Annotated in this window: 12 protein-coding genes; 10 read left to right on the forward strand and 2 right to left on the reverse strand. The window is 66.7% G+C overall.

Translation table 11 applies throughout. From position 1 onward, the window contains the following. Positions 1 to 75: 75 nt before the first annotated feature. Complete coding sequence (locus tag F7O44_RS12385; protein WP_162450589.1) at positions 76 to 2,469, reverse strand: transglycosylase domain-containing protein; 2,394 nt, start codon at positions 2,467 to 2,469, stop codon at positions 76 to 78. A gap of 177 nt (positions 2,470 to 2,646) precedes the next feature. Between F7O44_RS12385 and F7O44_RS12390 the strand changes: the two genes are divergently transcribed. The 6 genes from F7O44_RS12390 (at position 2,647) to F7O44_RS12415 (ending at position 9,150) form a co-directional block, all read left to right on the forward strand. Then, the gene (locus F7O44_RS12390) at positions 2,647 to 3,294 is read left to right on the forward strand and encodes a helix-turn-helix transcriptional regulator (RefSeq protein WP_162450590.1); all 648 of its coding nucleotides are present in this window, start codon (positions 2,647 to 2,649) and stop codon (positions 3,292 to 3,294) included. Then, entirely contained in the window at positions 3,294 to 4,373 is a 1,080-nt protein-coding gene (locus F7O44_RS12395; protein ID WP_162450591.1) for an inositol-3-phosphate synthase, read from the forward strand. Before F7O44_RS12390 ends, F7O44_RS12395 begins: the two co-directional genes overlap by 1 nt. 457 nt (positions 4,374 to 4,830) lie before the next feature. Then, positions 4,831 to 7,749: a sensor histidine kinase gene (locus F7O44_RS12400; RefSeq protein ID WP_162450592.1), complete on the forward strand. Its 2,919-nt coding sequence runs from the start codon at positions 4,831 to 4,833 to the stop codon at positions 7,747 to 7,749. Next, positions 7,746 to 8,141 (forward strand): roadblock/LC7 domain-containing protein, encoded by a 396-nt coding sequence (locus F7O44_RS12405; protein ID WP_162450593.1) that lies wholly within the window; start codon positions 7,746 to 7,748, stop codon positions 8,139 to 8,141. Before F7O44_RS12400 ends, F7O44_RS12405 begins: the two co-directional genes overlap by 4 nt. A 66-nt stretch (positions 8,142 to 8,207) precedes the next feature. Next, entirely contained in the window at positions 8,208 to 8,570 is a 363-nt protein-coding gene (locus F7O44_RS31795) for a DUF742 domain-containing protein (RefSeq protein WP_187361306.1), read from the forward strand. Then, positions 8,551 to 9,150, forward strand: coding sequence for a GTP-binding protein (locus F7O44_RS12415; RefSeq protein ID WP_162450594.1), 600 nt, complete (start codon positions 8,551 to 8,553; stop codon positions 9,148 to 9,150). The genes F7O44_RS31795 and F7O44_RS12415 overlap by 20 nt, the downstream gene beginning before the upstream one ends. A 5-nt stretch (positions 9,151 to 9,155) precedes the next feature. On the opposite strand, the gene F7O44_RS12420 is transcribed toward F7O44_RS12415, so the two are convergent. Then, on the reverse strand, positions 9,156 to 10,628 hold the full coding sequence (locus F7O44_RS12420) for a CCA tRNA nucleotidyltransferase (RefSeq protein WP_174255914.1): 1,473 nt from the start codon (positions 10,626 to 10,628) through the stop codon (positions 9,156 to 9,158). Positions 10,629 to 10,771: 143 nt separating this feature from the next. Between F7O44_RS12420 and F7O44_RS12425 the strand changes: the two genes are divergently transcribed. The 4 genes from F7O44_RS12425 to F7O44_RS12440 are packed head-to-tail and all read left to right on the forward strand — an operon-like array spanning position 10,772 to position 17,932. Continuing rightward, positions 10,772 to 12,913 carry a DUF6049 family protein gene (locus F7O44_RS12425; RefSeq protein ID WP_162450595.1) on the forward strand — a complete coding sequence of 714 codons (2,142 nt, stop codon included), beginning with the start codon at positions 10,772 to 10,774 and terminating at the stop codon, positions 12,911 to 12,913. Further along, a complete protein-coding gene (gene murJ, locus F7O44_RS12430; RefSeq protein WP_162450596.1) occupies positions 12,910 to 16,479 on the forward strand; it encodes a murein biosynthesis integral membrane protein MurJ in 3,570 nt (1,189 codons plus the stop codon). The genes F7O44_RS12425 and murJ overlap by 4 nt, the downstream gene beginning before the upstream one ends. Further along, entirely contained in the window at positions 16,476 to 17,138 is a 663-nt protein-coding gene (sigM, locus tag F7O44_RS12435; protein ID WP_162450597.1) for an RNA polymerase sigma factor SigM, read from the forward strand. Before murJ ends, sigM begins: the two co-directional genes overlap by 4 nt. Beyond that, positions 17,135 to 17,932: a hypothetical protein gene (locus tag F7O44_RS12440; protein ID WP_162450598.1), complete on the forward strand. Its 798-nt coding sequence runs from the start codon at positions 17,135 to 17,137 to the stop codon at positions 17,930 to 17,932. Before sigM ends, F7O44_RS12440 begins: the two co-directional genes overlap by 4 nt. The last annotated feature ends 43 nt before the right edge of the window (positions 17,933 to 17,975 follow it).

Consider the following 17,975-nt stretch of genomic DNA (forward strand, 5'->3'; position numbering starts at 1 on the left):
TCGCGCGGGTCGGAGGCCAGTGTTCACGTGATCGTGAAGCCAGCTCGGCGAATCTCGCTTCGATCGACCAGGCGCTCAGTCCCAGCCGGCATCCCCTTCGTCGGTGCCGTCGTCGCCCTGATCGGTGCCGTCCTCGTCGCCCCCGCGGTCGTTGCCACGATCATTGCCGTTCTGGTTGCCGTTCTGGTTGCCGCCCCAGACGTCGCCGTTCTCGTCGTCACCGCCGCTCTCGTCGCCGGTGCCGCCGTCGTCGCCCTGATCGGTGCCGTCGTCGGTGCCGCCGTCGTCGCCTGAGTGGTCGCCACCTCGGTCGTTGCCGCCTTGGTTGCCACCTTGGTTGCCACCTTGGTTGCCGCCCTCGTCTGCGCCGGATTCGTCGCCGCCGGACACGTCGTCCTCTTCACGCGGCGGCTCCGGCTCACGGGTCGGCTCCGGCGTCGGCTCCTCGGTCGGCTCCGGGTTGACCGGCTCGCCGACATCGGCGCGTTCCGGGAACTCGAGAACCTCCTCGTCTTCGAGCACGGCGGACATGAACGCGGTCCAGATACGCGCCGGGTACCGCCCGCCCGGGAAGCTGCTTTCTCCGTCGATGCCACGCAACGACTCAGTGCCGCCGGCCTCGCCCTCACCGCGGATGAACGAGACCGCGGTGGCCAGCTGCGGCGTGTAGCCGGCGTACCAGGCGGTCAGGTCTTGGTGAGTTCCGGTCTTACCGGCCGACGGGCGCCCGAGCTCCCGCGCGACATGACCGGTCCCGTTCTCACCGTCCACAACCTGTGTCAGTGCGTACGTGGTGTCGGCCACGACGGCGGCGTCGAACACGGCCTTCGGTTCCGGTTCGACCGAATGCACAACGTTGCCGCCGCGGTCGGTGACCCGTCGGACCGTGTACCAGTCGGTCTGTCGCCCGCCTGCCGCGAGGGTGGCGTAGATCTCGGCCATCTCCACGGTGGAGACCTTGCCGATTCCCAGCGTGACGCGGGCGTCGTTCTCCAGATCCTCGGCGTTCTCGGGCACGCCGGCCCGGATCAGTGCGTCGACGACCCGGCTCGGCCCGAGTTGCATGGTGAGATCGACGAAGGCCGTGTTGATCGATCGCTCCATCGACTCGACGAGATCAACCGCCTCGCCATAGTCGGCATCATTCTGGTTGTTGACCGGCGGGCCGAGTTCGGGCGGGTCGAACGGTGAGTTGCCCCAGTACCGGCTCTCGAGAGAAATCCCTTCCTCGAGAGCCGCGATCAGCGTGAAGGGCTTGAATGCCGAGCCGGCCTGTTGTTTGCCGTCTATGGCGTCGTTGAACGATTGCTCGACGGCGTCCGGCCCCCCGTACATCGCGATGACGCCGCCGTCCTCGGGGCGCACGGCTGCCAGGCCGATACGCACACCTTCGGCGGATTCGGTGGGCCGTTCTTCCTCGACCGCCCGTACCGCCGCCTCTTGGGCGTCTTTGTCAAAGGTGGTGATCACCCGGAGGCCGCCCGTTCTGATCTCAGCCTCGTCGATGCCCGCGGCGCGCATCTCCTTCTCAACTTGCTGCAGCAGGTACCCGTTGGGCCCGCCGAGCCGATTCTGGTCTTGCCGTGGCTGGACTTCAGGCGGCTCGGCTTCCCTGGCCTCTTCCGGAGCGACCGTACCCATCGCCAGCATGCCGTCGAGGACGAACCGGAAGCGCGCTTCGAACCGCTCGGTGTTCTCCGGCCCCAGGGTGGGGTCGTAGCGGTGCGGGGACCGCAGGATCGTGGCGAGCGCGATCCCCTCCTCCAGAGTGGTTTCGCTCACCGGCTTGCCGAAGTAGGACTTCGCCGCGGTCTGCACGCCGTACAGGCCATCGCGGCCGTACCAGATGGTGTTGAGGTACGAGGCCAGGATGTCGTCCTTGTCGAGCTGCTGGTCGATCTTGATCGACACGAACAGCTCGTTGATCTTACGGTCCCAGCTCTGGTCCTGAGTGAGGTAGTAGTTCTTGACGTACTGCTGGGTGATGCCGGACCCACCGCCGTCAATCTCTCCCCCGGACCGGACGAAATTGAGTCCGGCGCGGGCAATGCCGGCGGGGTCGAATCCAGGGTTGCTGTAGAAGCGGCGGTCCTCAGCGGCGAGCACGGCGTTGCGCACGTGTTCGGGAATCTGGGAGAGATCCACACTCTCCCGGTTCTCGGCGTTGAACCGGCCCAGCTCGGTCTCACCGTCGCTGTAGTAGACGATGGTCGTCTCTGACAGCGCGAAATCGTTGGGCTCGGGGATATCCGTCCAGGCGTAGACCACGCCGATGCCGATGACTCCCAGGCAGGTGAAGCCGAGGAAGTACAGGAAGAACGCCTTGAAGCTGACGAACTTCCGCCAACCACGTTTCCTGGGCTTACCGGCTTTGCCGGCCGCACCGCTCTGCGCGTTCTTACCGTGCGCAGCATAACGCCGGCGCGATCCTCCGCGCGCGGCGTTCGCTCTACGTCCTGCGTCCGTCACGTCTGCGTCTCGATGTCTCGAATTGGGTCTGAGGCGGCCTGAGGTCCGCATAGGTCCAATGGGCAACGGTACATCCTCGCGCCAGGCGCTTGTGACACTCACACCGTCGCGAGGTACTATCTCGATGTATCAATTCGATACATCAGTCCGTCAGCACTGCGATAGGGAGCGTACTTCGTGGGCAAGCGTGCCGAAGCTCTGGAGCTGGCCGTACTCGGTCTGCTCCATGACGGGCCGCTGCATGGCTACGAGTTGCGTAAGCAGGTGAACTCGCTGCTCGGGTGGGGCAGGGCATTCTCATACGGCACGCTCTATCCCACGTTGAAGGAGATGGTCCGGCGCGGGCATCTGGCCGAGGACGAAACCATCGACACCTCGGGCACGTCACGCAGCGGCCGCCGCGGCCGGATCGTCTACAAACTCACACCGGAAGGCAAAGAGCGCTTTACCGAGTTGCTCAGCGCCGCCGGTCCATCGTCGTGGGATGACGAGCAGTTTGGTGTTCATTTCGCCTTCTTCGGGCGGGCCGACGCCGACACCAGGATGCGCATCCTGATCGGCCGGCGGTCTCGTCTTCAAGAACGGCTAGAGCAATTCCGGTCCGCGCTGAACCGGACCCGGGAACGGCTCGACGCCTACACGCTCGAACTGCAGCGGCACGGCCTGGAATCCGTCGAGCGCGAGGTCAAGTGGCTCGACGGCCTCATCAGCGCCGAACAGCGCACCAACACATCAGAAAACAATCATTCGCGGGAGCATCCGCTGTTCCCAACGTCCGGCTCCGAGCCGGACCGACCAAGTGACCATGAAAAGGAGAAGAGCTGATGAGCTCGCTTCGGGTAGCTATTGTCGGCGTAGGTAACTGCGCCGCATCCCTTGTTCAAGGTGTTCATTACTACCGCGATGCCGACCCGGCAACCAAGGTTCCGGGCCTGATGCACGTGCAGTTTGGTGACTACCACGTTCGTGACATCGAGTTCGTCGCCGCCTTCGACGTTGACGCCAAGAAGGTCGGCCAGGATCTGGCCGATGCTCTGGGTTCGAGTGAGAACAACACGATCAAGATCTGCGATGTGCCGCCTACCGGTATCAGCGTCCAGCGTGGCCCCACACTCGATGGCCTCGGAAAGTACTACCGCGAGACGATCACCGAGTCCGACGAGGATGCCGTCGACGTGGTCGAGGTGTTGAAGGCCACTCAGACCGACGTCCTGGTGTGCTACCTGCCCGTCGGCTCGGAGCAAGCAGCGAAGTTCTACGCACAGTGCGCGATCGACGCCGGGGTGGCGTTCGTCAACGCACTTCCGGTGTTCATCGCGGGCACAAAGGAATGGGCCGACAAGTTCACCGCAGCCGGTCTGCCGATCGTCGGCGACGACATCAAGTCGCAGATCGGCGCCACGATCACCCACCGCGTACTCGCTCGGCTCTTCGAAGACCGCGGGGTCACCGTCGACCGCACGTATCAGCTCAACGTCGGCGGCAACATGGACTTCAAGAACATGCTCGAGCGCGACCGGTTGGAGTCCAAGAAGGTATCCAAGACCCAGTCAGTGACGTCGCAGCTGGCAAACGGCCTGGACGACCGCAACGTGCACATCGGGCCGTCCGACTACGTCGCATGGCTCGACGACCGCAAGTGGGCGTTCATCCGGCTCGAGGGCCGGAACTTCGGCGACGCCCCGGTGAGCCTGGAGTACAAGCTCGAAGTGTGGGACTCCCCCAACTCGGCCGGCATCATCATCGACGCCCTCCGTGCCGCCAAGATCGCCAAAGATCGCGGCATCGGCGGCCCGATCCTGTCGGCATCCTCGTACTTCATGAAGTCGCCGCCCGAGCAGTACTCGGACAGCGAGGCACACGACCTGGTCGAGGCCTTCATCGCGGGCACCGTGGAGCGCTGATCACACCTGTACGGCATACAGCCGCACACACGACCTAGCAGTCTGCGCGCTGAAACCACTGGTCACTCCGAGAACCGCGCGAATGGCGAGCCCGTCGGCTCGCTGTTCTCGCGGGCTCTGAGGACTGTTCCTGGTGCGGGCCGGTCGTTCAGGCGTGAGCTGGTCCGGAACCAGAGCCGCCGCAGTGACGTTCAGAACACGGGTGGGGCCTACGCTCACGTGACGTCGCAAGAGCGAAAAAACCGCCCAAAGCGACCGGGTTCCGGCATCGAGCGTTTGGCCCACTCGACTACCATTCGAATGTCCGGCTTATCGGTCGTCTATTGACAGAGCGGGTGCGAGACAGCCAGCGTCGGCTATTGTCCCGTGTCCTGTCGTCCTGTTGTTCGGCGGCCATGATGGACTCGCGCGATCCACGCGCGACTCCGGGGACGCCAGACCAAGGGAGGAACGTTCGATGACGCGGACCGCGCGAGGCCGCCGGGGAACCAGCGCAAACCCGAAAAGAGCGCGCGCAGCTCATCAGTCACCCGAACCCGCAACGCCGGCCGAAGAGCAGCCGCCTGCCCAGGACGAGGGCGAGCGCTCCTCTTTCTGGCACACCCTGCTGCACGACCGAAGCGTTCGGTCCAGGGTTGCCGCGCTGGTCATCGTCCCGTTGCTGGGCACGTTGGTGCTCGGCGCCCTGTTCTTCAAGAACGCTCTCGACGACGCCGGGTCGGCGGGCGACGTCGAGCAGCTCGCCACGGTCGGCGTAGCCGCGACCGATCTGCTTCACCGGATCCAGGACGAGCGCGATGTGACCGGCCTCAATCAAGCCGGTGCCACGGGTGTCGGCGCCGTGGGTGACGCCCGGGACCGCACTGACACCGCCATCGAACAGCTCCGGGGCAGCCTTGGTGACGTGCGGGCCGCTGGTCCCGCCGCAGCATCCGTCGTCGAGGCGCTCGATGAGGAGCTCGACCAGCTCGCCACCCACCGGGCCCAGAGCGACGAGTCCGACCCCGCCTTCGACGCCGGCGGTGCTTCCGGATACCACGAGCTCGCCGAAGCCGTGCGCGGAGTTGTCACGGCCTCGGGCACGGTGGTTCACGATGGCGAGACCGCCCGCCTGATCACGGGGTTGGACAACATCACCCAGGCCGTCGAGTCGGCCTCGATGGAGCGCGGTCTGGTCACGTTCCACCTGACGCCGGGCGAAGAGCCGTCATCGTCGCTGACCACCAACGCCGTTGTCTATCGCGGACAACAAGATCTGCTGCTCGGCCGTTACCTGGCCGGGCTCGACGACACCGATCAGGCCCAGGGCCTGGCCAGCCGGATCGCCGGCGCCGATGAGCTCACCGCGGAGACCATCGAGGAGATCCGCGCCGGAGACGAAGTCGGCCAGTCACACGAACAGTGGTTCGAGAGTTCCACCGAACGCCTGGACACGCTGCGTTCGATCGAGACCGAAGCGGCGGAGACGGTCGTCGATCAAGCCGCCAGCGCGGCCAGTGGCGCCCGCACCACCGCCATCCTGAGCGCCGTGGCAGTCCTGATCGTGCTCGCGCTGACCATCTTCCTCGCGGTGGTGGTCGCCAGGTCCATCGTCGGGCCCTTGCGCCGGCTTCGGGGCGCCGCCCAGCAGACAGCTACCAAGGACCTCCCCGCGTTCGTGGAGCGGATTCACCGGGACGGCCCGGCCGCGGCAGCCACGTTCGGCTCAGGGGCTGACGACGCCATCGTCGCCGAGGGCAACGACGAGATCGGCGAGGTCGCCAACGCCTTCAACGATGTCCACGCCATGGCCGTGCGCATCGCCGCCGACCAAGCGTTACTCCGCCAGAACCTCGACACCATCGTGGTCAACCTCTCCCGGCGCACCCAGTCCCTCGTCGATCGCCAGCTCGGTGAACTCGAGAGCCTCGAACAGCGCGAACGAGACCCAGACCAGCTCAGCACGCTGTTCCGCATCGACCACATGGCTACCCGGGTGCGCAGGCATGCCGAGAGCCTTCTGGTGCTGGCCGGCGTGCAGGAGATGCGCAAGCAAAGCTCCTCGGCTCCCGTGCTCGACGTGGTGCGAACCGCCGTCGGTGAGGTCGAGCAGTACCCCCGCGTGAAGTTCGGCGTCATGCCCACCGACCTCGTCTCGGCATCGGCCGTCGACGATATCGCGCACCTGCTGGCCGAGCTCATCGACAATGCCACCGAGTTCTCCTCGCCGTCCACGCCGGTGCGCGTCACCAGCCAGCCGTTGCTGGGCGGCGGGCTGCGAATCCAGGTGACCGACAGCGGCCTCGGCATCCCGGCCGAGCAGCTCGAGAAGCTCAACGAGCGCCTGGCCAACGTCGGCGACATCGACGTCGCCACGTCGCGAACGCTGGGCTTGTACGTCGTGGCGCGGCTGTCCGCCAAGCACGGCATCCGGGTCCGCCTCGAGCCGGGTTCCACCGGCGGCACGGTGGCACATGTCGACCTACCGGCCAATCTGATCCACTCACCGCTGGACTCAGACGTTCAGCTGCCGGGCCACCAGCAGCACCAGGACCCCTTCGACGCTCCCCGTGCCCAGATGCCGGCCTCCCGCGCCGACACCGATCCTGGCCACACCCAGTCGTTCCCCGAGCCAGACCCCTTCCCGCCGCCACCGGCCGACCGGCCGGCACCACGAGCACCGGCCCGTCCGGCAGCCGAGCCCTCGGGATTCCCGCCGCCCCCAGCACAGCCTCCGGCGCAGACGCCTGAACCCGCTTACGGCGCCCACAGCTTCACCTCCGACCGGACCCCAGCGGCCGAGACCACCGGGCAGATGTTCGCCCAGTCCGCCCAGGCGAAGAGCGAATCACCGATCTTCGAGTCGGTCCGGTCGGCGTGGTTCAGCAGCGAGAGCTCGTCGGACTGGTCGAGTCCGGCCGACGCCGGCTGGCGACGTGCTGCTGAGGTGCTCCGGTCGGCGGAGGAAGCCGCGAGCGCCCGGCATACCCAACCGGCCGCTCGCCCGCCAGGCCACCGCAGGGCGCGTCCGGCGGCCGGAACGCAGGAGTGGCCGAGCAGCACCACACCATCGGTCGACGCGGGCCGGGTCGAGACGGGCGCCCACGTGACCGCGGCGTCCGAGACCCCGGCCGCGGCTGCGAGCAGCGCCGCGGATGTACCGGCGATGAACGCTGCTGGGCTCCCTGTGCGCCGCCGTGGCGCATCCCTGGTGCCCGGCTCCATCGCCGAACAGCCAGACTCGCGAACATCGAACCGGCCCGCGGCTCCCGCAAAGAGCGCAGACTCCGTATCATCCACACTGGCAAGCTTGCAAAGAGGTGTCGGTCGCGGACGTCAGGAAACTGGTGGCTGGGTCCCTAAGCGGCCCAGCGACCCCGAGAGGAGCAGGCAGTGACGAATGGGACGAACGATGAGCTCAATTGGCTCCTCGATCGCTTCGTCGACCGCACGACCGGTGCCGCGCACGCAGTGGTGGTATCGGCCGACGGCCTTCACCTGGCCGGTTCGTCCGGCCTTCCACAGGAGCGTGGCGAACAGCTGGCGGCTGTTGTATCCGGATTGGCGAGCCTCACCGTAGGGGCGTCACTGATCCTCAACGCCGGCGAGGTCCAACAGACCTTGGTCGAGATGGCCGACGGGTTCCTGCTCGTCATGGCCGTCGCTTCGGGTGCGCATCTGGCCGTTTTGGCGGCGGGGGGATGTGACCTCGGCCAAGTCGGCTACGAGATGGCGTTGCTCGTCGAGCGGGTCGGCGCCGCACTCAACCCGGCCGCCCGTGTGGGGTGACGCACACGGTGAAGATCGGATCGGGGGAATCGGCCTACGTGACCGGGAAGAATCATGGGGACCGCCATGTCGGTACCTGACTCTGGCCGCATAAGGCCTTATCTTGCGACGAGGGGCCGGACCCGACCGGTCCAGGACATCGCCATCGAGGCGCTTGTATCGACTACCAACGCTGGCCGGAATCGTGGGATAGATCCCGAGCCAGAACGAGATCGCATTTTGCGACTGTGCCATTCGCCCCGGTCAGTGGCTGAGATAGCCTCGCTTGTCGCCACGCCACTGGGCGTTGCTAGGGTGCTTGTCGCCGATCTCGAGGCCGAAGGCCTCGCCCGCGTAGCGGATCCGCACGCGGCATTCCACGGGTCGGCAGAGCCGGCTCGCGATTTGAGTGTGCTGGAAAGGGTGAGGGATGGCCTCCGTCGACTCTGAGGTGTCCCGAGGGACACACGCCTCGCAGGACGCGCTTTCGGTGAAGATAGTGGTCGCCGGCGGGTTCGGCGTTGGTAAGACGACGTTCGTCGGTTCGGTGAGCGAGATCGAGCCGCTTCGGACCGAAGCGCTCATGACCGACGCTTCGTCGAGCGTCGACGATCTCAGCATGCTGCCGGAGAAACGGACGACCACGGTCGCCATGGACTTCGGCCGGATCACCCTGGCTGAGGACCTGGTTTTGTACCTATTCGGTACCCCTGGTCAAAGCCGGTTCTGGTTCATGTGGGACGACATCACCCGGGGCGCCATCGGCGCGGTGGTCTTGGTGGACACGCGTCGCCTGGCCGACTGCTTCGGTGCGGTCGATTACGTGGAGCAGCGCGGCATTCCGTTCCTCGTCGCGCTGAATGCCTTTGACGGCGTGCAGCAGCACTCGGTCGAGGAGGTCCGCGACGCGCTGCAGATCGGGCCCGAGGTGCCGTTCGTCGTCACTGACGCACGCGACCGTGAGTCGGTGAAGACGGTTCTGGTGACGCTCGTGGAACACGCCATGTCGATGGTGGCGCAACAGGGCTGATTCTGTCACTGCTCCGGAGTTGTGGCCTCAGGCTGTTCCGACCACCAGGTCAACAGCTCGGCTTTGGCATCCTCCTCGCTGAGCGGCCCGCGATCCATACGTACCTCGAGCATGTGCCGGTAGGCGCGGCCCACCACCGGGCCGGGCCCGGTGCCGAGTATGCGCATGATCGCGTTTCCGTCGAGGTCCGGCCGGATCGCGGCCAGCTCTTCTTCCTGCTCCAGCCGTTCGATCCGCTTCTCGAGGTCGTCGTACGACCGTCGCAGCGCATCAGCTTTCTTGGGGTTTCTCGTCGTGCAGTCGGAGCGGGTCAGGACGTGCAGCCGAGCCAGCAGATCACCGGCGTCACGCGCGTAGCGCCGTACGGCGGAGTCGGTCCATTGCCCGCCTCGGTATCCGTGGAACCTCAGGTGCAGCTCGGTGAGCTTGGCCACGCTGTTGACCACGGCGGACGGATAACGCAGTGCCGTGAGCCGTTTGCGGACCAGCTTCGCGCCGACAACATCATGGTGGTGAAAACTGACGCCGCCGTCGGGCTCGAACCGGCGGGTCTTCGGCTTGCCGATGTCATGCAGCAGCGCGGCCAGCCGGGTGACCAGATCAGGGCCGCCGTCCGGCAGCCTGTTCTCGAGTTCGATCGCCTGGTTCAGCACGGTCAGGGAATGTTCGTAGACGTCCTTGTGCCGGTGGTGCTCGTCGATCTCCAAGCGCAACGCCGGGAGCTCGGGCAGCATCCGGTCCGCCAGGCCGGTGTCGACCAGCAATCTGAGTCCCCGTGTGGGCTCAGTGGCAAGAACCAGCTTGGACAGCTCATCACGTATCCGTTCCGCCGAAACGATGTCGAGGCGGTCGGTCATGTCCGTCATGGCTTGGACCACTTCCGGGGCCACGTCGAAACCGAGCTGCGCGGCGAAGCGCGCCGCACGCATCATCCTCAGCGGATCGTCGGAGAACGACGCCTCCGGCGTCCCGGGTGTCCGGATGATCCTCCGGCCGAGATCAGCCAGACCTCCGTGCGGGTCGACGAACTCGCGTCCAGGAAGCTTCACCGCCATCGCGTTGATCGTGAAGTCGCGCCTTACCAAGTCCTCCTCGATCGTCTCCCCGAAGGCGACGTCCGGTTTGCGGCTGGCGCGGTCGTAGTTCTCCGAGCGATATGTGGTGATCTCGATGTGGAAACCGGACTTCTTGGCGCCGATCGTCCCGAACGCCTGGCCCACGTCCCACACGTTCTCGGCCCAACCCGTAAGAAGCCGTTTCGTCTCCTTGGGCAGGGCCGACGTGGTGAAGTCCAGATCCTGGCCGAGCCGGTCGAGCAAGGCGTCACGCACCGACCCGCCCACCAATGCGAGCTGGTGGCCGGCCGCGGCGAAGCGCTCCGCGAGCTCATCGGCCACCGGCGAGATCCGGAGAAGTTGGCGGACGGCGCGGCGTTGGGCCGCGGTGAGCGCATGCTGATGATCGGTCAACCCAGTCACGACCCACCAGCGTACGACGTGTGGCTGAGGAACAAGAATCCCGTACTGGTAGAGCACTGATGGGACCTATGACGGCACTCCCTGGACCGGCGGTAACGGGGTCATTCCCGCCAATCTATGAGCGGGACCTCTACCCTGGACGTATGCCCGGCCGGATAGTCCTGACCATCGCCGCGGTGGCCGTGGTGTCGATGATCTTCGCCGCTCCGGCCCCGGCGGCAGACCGGCCCGACGCACAAGACACTGGCGCCACCGCCGAGAGCTACCTGAACACGGTCGAGCCATCTGCCCTTGCCCCAGGCGAAACACTGACTCTTGCCGGTGTCGTGGAGAACACGGGTGATGAACCGATCACCAACGTCCAGGCACTGCCGCGCTGGAATACCGTTCAGCTCGAGACCCGGGACGAGATCGCGCTCGTGTCCGTCGACGACACCGTACGCTGGGGATTTCGCTATGACGACCCCTTCCAGGTTGTCGCCGAACGGCTCGATCCTGGCGAACAGGCGGAGTTCCGCCTGGACATCGATGCCGAGCAACTTTCTTTCGGCAGTCCCGGTGTCTACACCGTGGGCGTCGACATTCGCGGTTCCCTCACCGACGGGGACCGGGTCACACTCGATACGGCCCGGACGGTGGTGCCGTGGATACCGGACGACGTCCCGGCGAAGGTGGACGTTGCCCTGCTGTGGCCCGCCGAGGCGCCGCCGGCCCTGATGCCGAGTGGTGACCTGCGCAACGACGCCGTCGCCGGCCGGATCGCCCCAGGCGGCCCTCTCGATGCGATCGTCGACGCGGCCGGCTCCAATCCGGTGACCTGGCTCGTCGATCCGGATCTCCTCGACACGGTCGACGCCATGACCGAATCCGATTCCGGTGACGCGGCCGAAGCCGCGGAGGAGTGGGAGTCGAAGTTCCAGCCGGAGCGCGACGGCAGCCTGTATCTGCTGCCCTACGCCCGCCCGGACGTGAGAGCTCTGCTGGCCACCGATCCCGAGCTCGCCTCCCAGCTCACCGCTGCGTCGGTCGACGCGACCCGGCAGACCGCCCGGACCCTGGCGGACGTGCGTACCGGGGTGGCACGTGCGGACGCCGGTGCTGACGACGACGTGTTCTCGGCGCTTGCCGACGCCGGAGTACGCACCGTGATCCTGTCCGGGGCCGCCGCGACGTCGTCGGAGAGCCCGATGGCTCACATGAGCACAGCCCGGGGCGAACTCGAGGTGGTGCTGACCGATCCGGGCCTCGACGCGGTGGTGGCCGACGCCCACAACGCGACCAACACCGACGCCGGCCTGCTGGAGCTTCGCCAGCGGTGGGCCGCGGAGACCGCCATGGCCGCGATAGAAGCCGAACTCCGGGGGGCTCAGCCCCAGCCGCTCGTCGTCGCGCCACCGGCGCGCTGGACGCCGCATGAGGACCTTGCCAACGCCGTAGTCGATGTGTGGACGGACTTGCCGTGGGTCGAGCCTGTCACCGTCGACGAGCTGCCGGCGCCATCCCAGCCGGCGTCTGTGACCGTTGAGCCCGCGGATGCGGGAAACGTACTGCCGGCAGAGAACGTCGCGGCGGCTGCTGACCTGCAAGATGCCGTGCAGAAGTACACCGAACTCCTGGCCGATCCGGATCAGGACCTGAACCGGGCGCTGGGTCTGGCCGCGATCCGGGCGGCGTCCTCAGGATGGCGCGATGACCCGGCCGCGGGTCTCGAATACGCCTCGGACATCACCGACGAACTCGGCCGGCAGCTCGGCGAGGTGAGCGTCACCGTTCCCGAGTCGGTCACCCTGTCCAGCCGAACCGGGATCTTTCCCCTGACCGTCACCAATGAGCTCGACGAGCCGGTGACCGTCAAGCTCGCCATTCAGTCCGCCAACCCGGATCGCCTCCGTGTCGACGACGTGCCGGAACAACAGGTCGGTGCGGGTTCACGTGAAACCATCGAGATCAAGGCACAGGCGGCAACGAACGGACGGGTACCCATCACCGTCCAGCTCGTCACCCACAGCGGCGCTCCGCTCGGCCCGACAACCCAGTCGGTGGTCAACGCGACCGACTACGGCACTATCGGCTGGATCATCATCGTCGGCGCCGGAGCATTGTTCGGAGCCGCGGTGATCCGCACCATGCTGCGACGTCGAAACTCGGCGACCGGCGACCACGATTCGGTGAGCGAGTCCGCGGCAGATGACGTCGCGACCGGTGACGACCCCGGTTCGGCGGGTGCCGCCGGCGATCACACCGGTGCCGCGCCACGGCCGCCTGCGCAGGGGGTCACGCGGTGACCGATACGCGTAACGTCGAGTCGCCCGACCCTAGACGCCCCAGCCTCCTCGGCTCCAGCGTCGTCATGGCGGCCGGCACGATCGTCTCGCGGCTGACCGGGTTCGGACGAGCCGCCATCATCGCCGCGGCACTCGGGCTGACCGTCGCCACGGCCGACGTGTTCAACGTGCCCAACGTCATCCCCAACATGATCTACATCCTCGTGGGCGGGGGTGTCCTCAACTCCGTACTGGTGCCGGTCTTGGTGCGAGCCATCAAGAACGACGCCGACGGTGGCGCGGCGTACTCACAGCGGCTGTTCAGCCTGGCCATCACCGTGCTGGGGGTGGCAACCGTCGTGGCGGTTCTCGCCGCGCCGTGGATCATCCGGGCGATCGTCGACTCCAGGTATCTCGAACCGGAGATGCGGCCGCTCTACGACAACATGGTGATGTTCGCCCGGTTCTGCCTGCCGCAGATCTTCTTCTACGGGTTGTACGTCCTGATCGGCCAGATCCTCAACGCCAAGGGCCGTTTCGGGCCGATGATGTGGGCGCCGATTCTCAACAACGTCGTGGCGATCGCTGTCTTCGCTCTCTACCTCATCGTCTACGGCACCAAGTCTGCAGGCACGTTCTCCACCGCCGAGATGCTTCTGCTCGGCCTCGGCTCGACCGCCGGAGTGGCCGCACAGGCGCTCATCCTGATCCCCGTCCTGCGCAAGACCGGCTTCTCGCTCCGGTTCCGGACCGATTGGCGCGGCGCCGGCCTTCGTGAACCGATCCGGATGGGCTTGTGGAGCGTCGGGTTCGTCATCGTCAACCAGATCGCCTACCTCTTCTTCGTCAACGTCGCGACCGGTGCCAGTGCCACAGCGGTCGATGGCGACGGCGCCGGCTACACCGTGTACGCGAACGCCATGTTGATCATGATGGTGCCGCACGCGATCATCACGGTCTCTCTAGCCACAGCGCTGCTGCCCCGTCTGGCCGATCTGGCGGCCGACGGGCACATCGACGAGGTCAGGGAGAAGCTGGTCTCGGTCGTGCGCATCTGCCTGGCCATCCTCCTGCCCATGGCCGCGCTGATGGCCGTGCTGGCCTTCCCGATCACGGCGGTGATCTTCGACTACGGCTCAGCCGAAGGCCAGACCGGGATGCTGGCCCGTACGCTGATCGCGCTCTTGCCCGGCCTGCTCGCGTTCACCGTGCATTACCTGTGCCTGCGCGGTTTCTACGCGCTCAAGGACACCCGGACACCGTTCTTCACCCAGTTGTGGATCGCTGCGGTGATGATCGTCTGGGCCATCGGGCTGAGCGTGATCTCGCCGAGCCCCCATCTCGTCACGATGACGCTGGCCACCGGATACAGTGCGGCCTATCTCGTCGGAGCCACCGTGAGCGTCGTGCGCCTACAGCGCGAGATCGGTGCGATCGACTTCTCGCCGCTGGTACAGCATATGGCCCGGCTGGCCATCCCCACCGGTGTCGCCGCCGGACTGGCCTGGCTGCTCTGGCGCGGCTGGTCGCAGCTCGGCCTGCTGAGTGCGTTCCCCTCCATGATCGAACGGTTAGTGGAGCTTGCCATCAGCGCCTCCGTGGGGGGCGCCACCTTCGTGGCCCTGGCATACGTCTTCCGCATCTCCGAAGTTCGCCGCGCGATCACCATGATCATGGCCAAGCTCCGTGGCCGGCACGCCGAGGCGGCACCCGCCGAAACCGAGAGCACCATTCCGGACGACATGCTCGAGGAGACCGCCGACTACATTCCGCCGGTGCTGGAGACGGGCACCCTCAGCATCTTCCGCCGTCCCAACTTCGACCCCGACGTCACGGTCGAGTTCTTCCTGGACGAAACCATGCACGGCGCGACCATGCATGGCATGCCCGCTCTCACTGACCGGCCCCGGCCGCCGAGCATCCTGCAGGAGGGAAACCCGGCGGCACGGCGCCATCCGAATCTCGACATCGACACCCATCCGGAGCTGCCCAAGCACGGGGAGGCCGGCCTTTCACAGCCCTCGGGGCGGGCACGCACACTGGCCGGACGGTACCGGGTCGAGAACCTGCTCGACGAGACCGCTGGGGTGCGCTCGTGGCTCGGGTTCGACGAGATCCTTCAGCGCCAGGTGTTCATCCAGACCATCCCAGCCGGCGACCCCCGCGGGGACGACTTCATCCGTGCCGCGAGGAAAGCCTCCTCGATCGACGATCCACGCTTCCTGCGGATCCTCGACATCGGGGCGGAGGACCTTTCCTATCTCGTGCGCGAGTGGACCCCTGGCCGGAGCCTTGCCGGCCTCCTGGCCGAAGGCCCGTTCCACACCGAGCACGCCTCGGCGATCGGCCGTGAGGTCGCGGACGCTCTCGCTGTCGCGCACAACATGCAACTCTCACACCGCCGGCTCAGCCCGACCCTGGTATTCCTCACCGCGGAGGGATCGATCAAGATCGCCGGCCTCGAGACCGAGGCGGTGCTCTACGGCGCGGCCGAGATCAACCTCGACGGCGCCGAGACTCGAGAAACCGATGCGGGCGTCCTCGACGCCGCTGGCGTCGGAAGCGTCCTGTACGCCTGTTTGACGGCCCGGTGGCCCATCGGAGCCTCCGGAGGGCTCGAACCCGCTCCTCGCATCGACGGGCGACTGGCTTCGGCCCGGCAGGTCAGACCCGGAATACCCACCTCGCTGGACGTCGTCACCGACCGCTCCATCGGCAACGCTCGCCGCCATCATGTCCCGCCGCTTCGTTCGCCTTTCGAGATCGCCTCCGAGCTGGGCACCGGTCCGGGAACCGACCAGTTCGCGATCGTCGGACAGGACTCCGCCGAGGGTAACGGCAACGGCCTGCTGGATCCGGTCTCCGGCCCGTATCTCGGCGTACCCGCGGGCACGGCGGCCACACAGCTACGCAGCCGGCGCGACCGGCGCCGGACCAGCAAACTCGGCAGATTCCTGGGCGTCTTCGGTGCGGCTCTGTTGCTGGTCGGGGCAACCCTCGTCGGACTGCAGCTGATGCTCAGCGCGTTCGACGATCCGGACCGGCCCGCCCGAGAGGAGCCCGGCTCGGCCGAGACAGGCGAAGATCCCACCTCGCCACCGCCGGAACCAGAACCGGAGGCGGAGCCACTAGAAGCCGTCACAGCGGACTACTTCGACCCCTTCGGCGGCACCCCGGAGAGTCCCACCGAAGTCGGCAATGCGACAGACGGCAACCTCGACACCGTGTGGCGCACGCTCCGGTATCTGGACCCGCTAGAGGCACAAAAGCCTGGCGTCGGGTTGTACGTAGACCTCGGTGAACCCAAGAGCATTACTGAGATCGAAGTAACGCTGATGAACGACGACGCCGATCTCGAACTACGCGTGGCGCCGGAGGATGCAAGCAGCGTGCCAGGCGACTTCGACGATTGGTCCAGGGTTCACGTCGAGGAGAATGCCGAGCTCACGTTCGGTCATACACTTGAGGAATCCGTCACAACACGCTATGTCTTGGTGTGGTTCACACGGCTGCCACCTTTCGAGGGTGACTATCGAAGCGGCATCGCCGACGTGACGGTCTTGGGCACCGAGGGAGGTTCGCAGTGACGGGTGGGCCGTCCGGGTACCAGGACGCTGACGATGGTGAGCTATTGCGCCGCCATGTTGGCGGAGAACACGAAGCATTCGGCGAACTGGTCCGGCGGCACCAGGACCGGCTCTGGGCAGTAGCGCTCCGCACCCTTGGAAATCCCGAAGATGCCGCGGACGCGCTTCAGGACGCACTAGTCAACGCGTTCCGGCGAGCGTCGTCATTTCGAGCCGAATCGGCAGTAACCACCTGGCTGCACCGGGTAGTGGTCAATGCGTGTCTGGACCGCATCCGGCATACCGCCGCGCGTCCCTCGGACCCGGTTGCGTTCGACGGCACCGAGAACCCCGTTCTCACCGCGGCCGCCGGCGCCGGCGGCGACCCGGCGGAACATGCCCCGCTGCGGCTCGACCTGCAGGCAGCGTTGGCGTCCCTGCCCGATGAACAACGCGTGCCGCTGGTCCTCGTCGACGTCGAGGGTTACCGGGTGGCCGAGGTCGCCGAGATGCTGAGTCTCCCCGTCGGGACCATCAAAAGCCGGTGTGCCCGAGGCCGTGCCCGGCTACTCCCACTGCTCACCCAAGGCGAATCCTCGCAACCCAGAGGGAACCAAGCAGACAACCCTCGCGTCCCACCTGCAGCGACCAGTGAACCAGGAGGAGGTGATCGCCGGTGACCCGGACCGACGCGCACCCTCCTGGGCACGTACTGGCTGAGCTGGCCGAAGGCATCCTGGACGACGTCGACGCGGCTGAGGTTCATGCCCACACCGTCGACTGTGCGCTGTGTCAAGACACTCTCGGACGTCTCACGGAGGTCCGCCGCCTGCTGCAGGGAGCACCCGCCGAGATCGCGCTGCCTGGCCACGTGTCCGCCCGGATCGACGCCGCACTGGCCGCCGAGGCAGCAGCCGGCCACGGTGCGGAATCCGATGCCACCGTGACGAACGTCACCTCCATGAACGATCGCCCTATCGCGTGGTTCCGCAAGAGCCTGCCCCGGGTAGTTGCGGCCGCCGCGGCCGCGGCCGTGGTGGGCTTCGCCGGATACGCCGTTCTCTCCGGCGACGAGCAACCGGTCCCGTCGGCCGGCGAGAACGCGGACGAGGATCGGGCCGAGGCCGAGGAAGACTTCGCGGACGACGATTCCGCCGGGCTCGAGGCGCAAGACCAGCCCACGGTCGCGGATGCCCCTGATGCCATGGCCGAAGACGGCGCCGTGGCTGATGGCGACGTTCTGGTCGACGCCGCGTTGGCCGTCTGGGCCGAGCGCACTGAGGTCCGGCCCGACTGCGGTGATGGTCTCGCTCACGACCTGGAGTTCGAGCTCGTGGGCAGCACCGAGGTCGAAGGTGAAGTTCTGGTTGTGCTCTCCGACGCCGGTGAGCTGTTCGGCTGGACGCTCCCGGATTGCGACTCCGGCCCTACTACCGGGGAGCCGGTGGTCGTGGTGCCCGAGCCTGAGCAGTGATGCCCGCCGGACAACGGCGTGCCGGTTCGGCCGCGGGAATTCT

The sequence above is a fragment of the Phytoactinopolyspora mesophila genome (assembly GCF_010122465.1).
GTDB lineage: Bacteria > Actinomycetota > Actinomycetes > Jiangellales > Jiangellaceae > Phytoactinopolyspora > Phytoactinopolyspora mesophila.

Coding starts and splice junctions, on each gene's coding strand:
- F7O44_RS12395 (WP_162450591.1), top strand. CDS start 3,294: ATGAGCTCGCTTCGGGTAGCTATTGTCGGCGTAGGTAACTGCGCCGCA.
- F7O44_RS12400 (WP_162450592.1), top strand. CDS start 4,831: ATGACGCGGACCGCGCGAGGCCGCCGGGGAACCAGCGCAAACCCGAAA.
- F7O44_RS31795 (WP_187361306.1), top strand. CDS start 8,208: ATGTCGGTACCTGACTCTGGCCGCATAAGGCCTTATCTTGCGACGAGG.
- F7O44_RS12415 (WP_162450594.1), top strand. CDS start 8,551: ATGGCCTCCGTCGACTCTGAGGTGTCCCGAGGGACACACGCCTCGCAG.
- F7O44_RS12425 (WP_162450595.1), top strand. CDS start 10,772: ATGCCCGGCCGGATAGTCCTGACCATCGCCGCGGTGGCCGTGGTGTCG.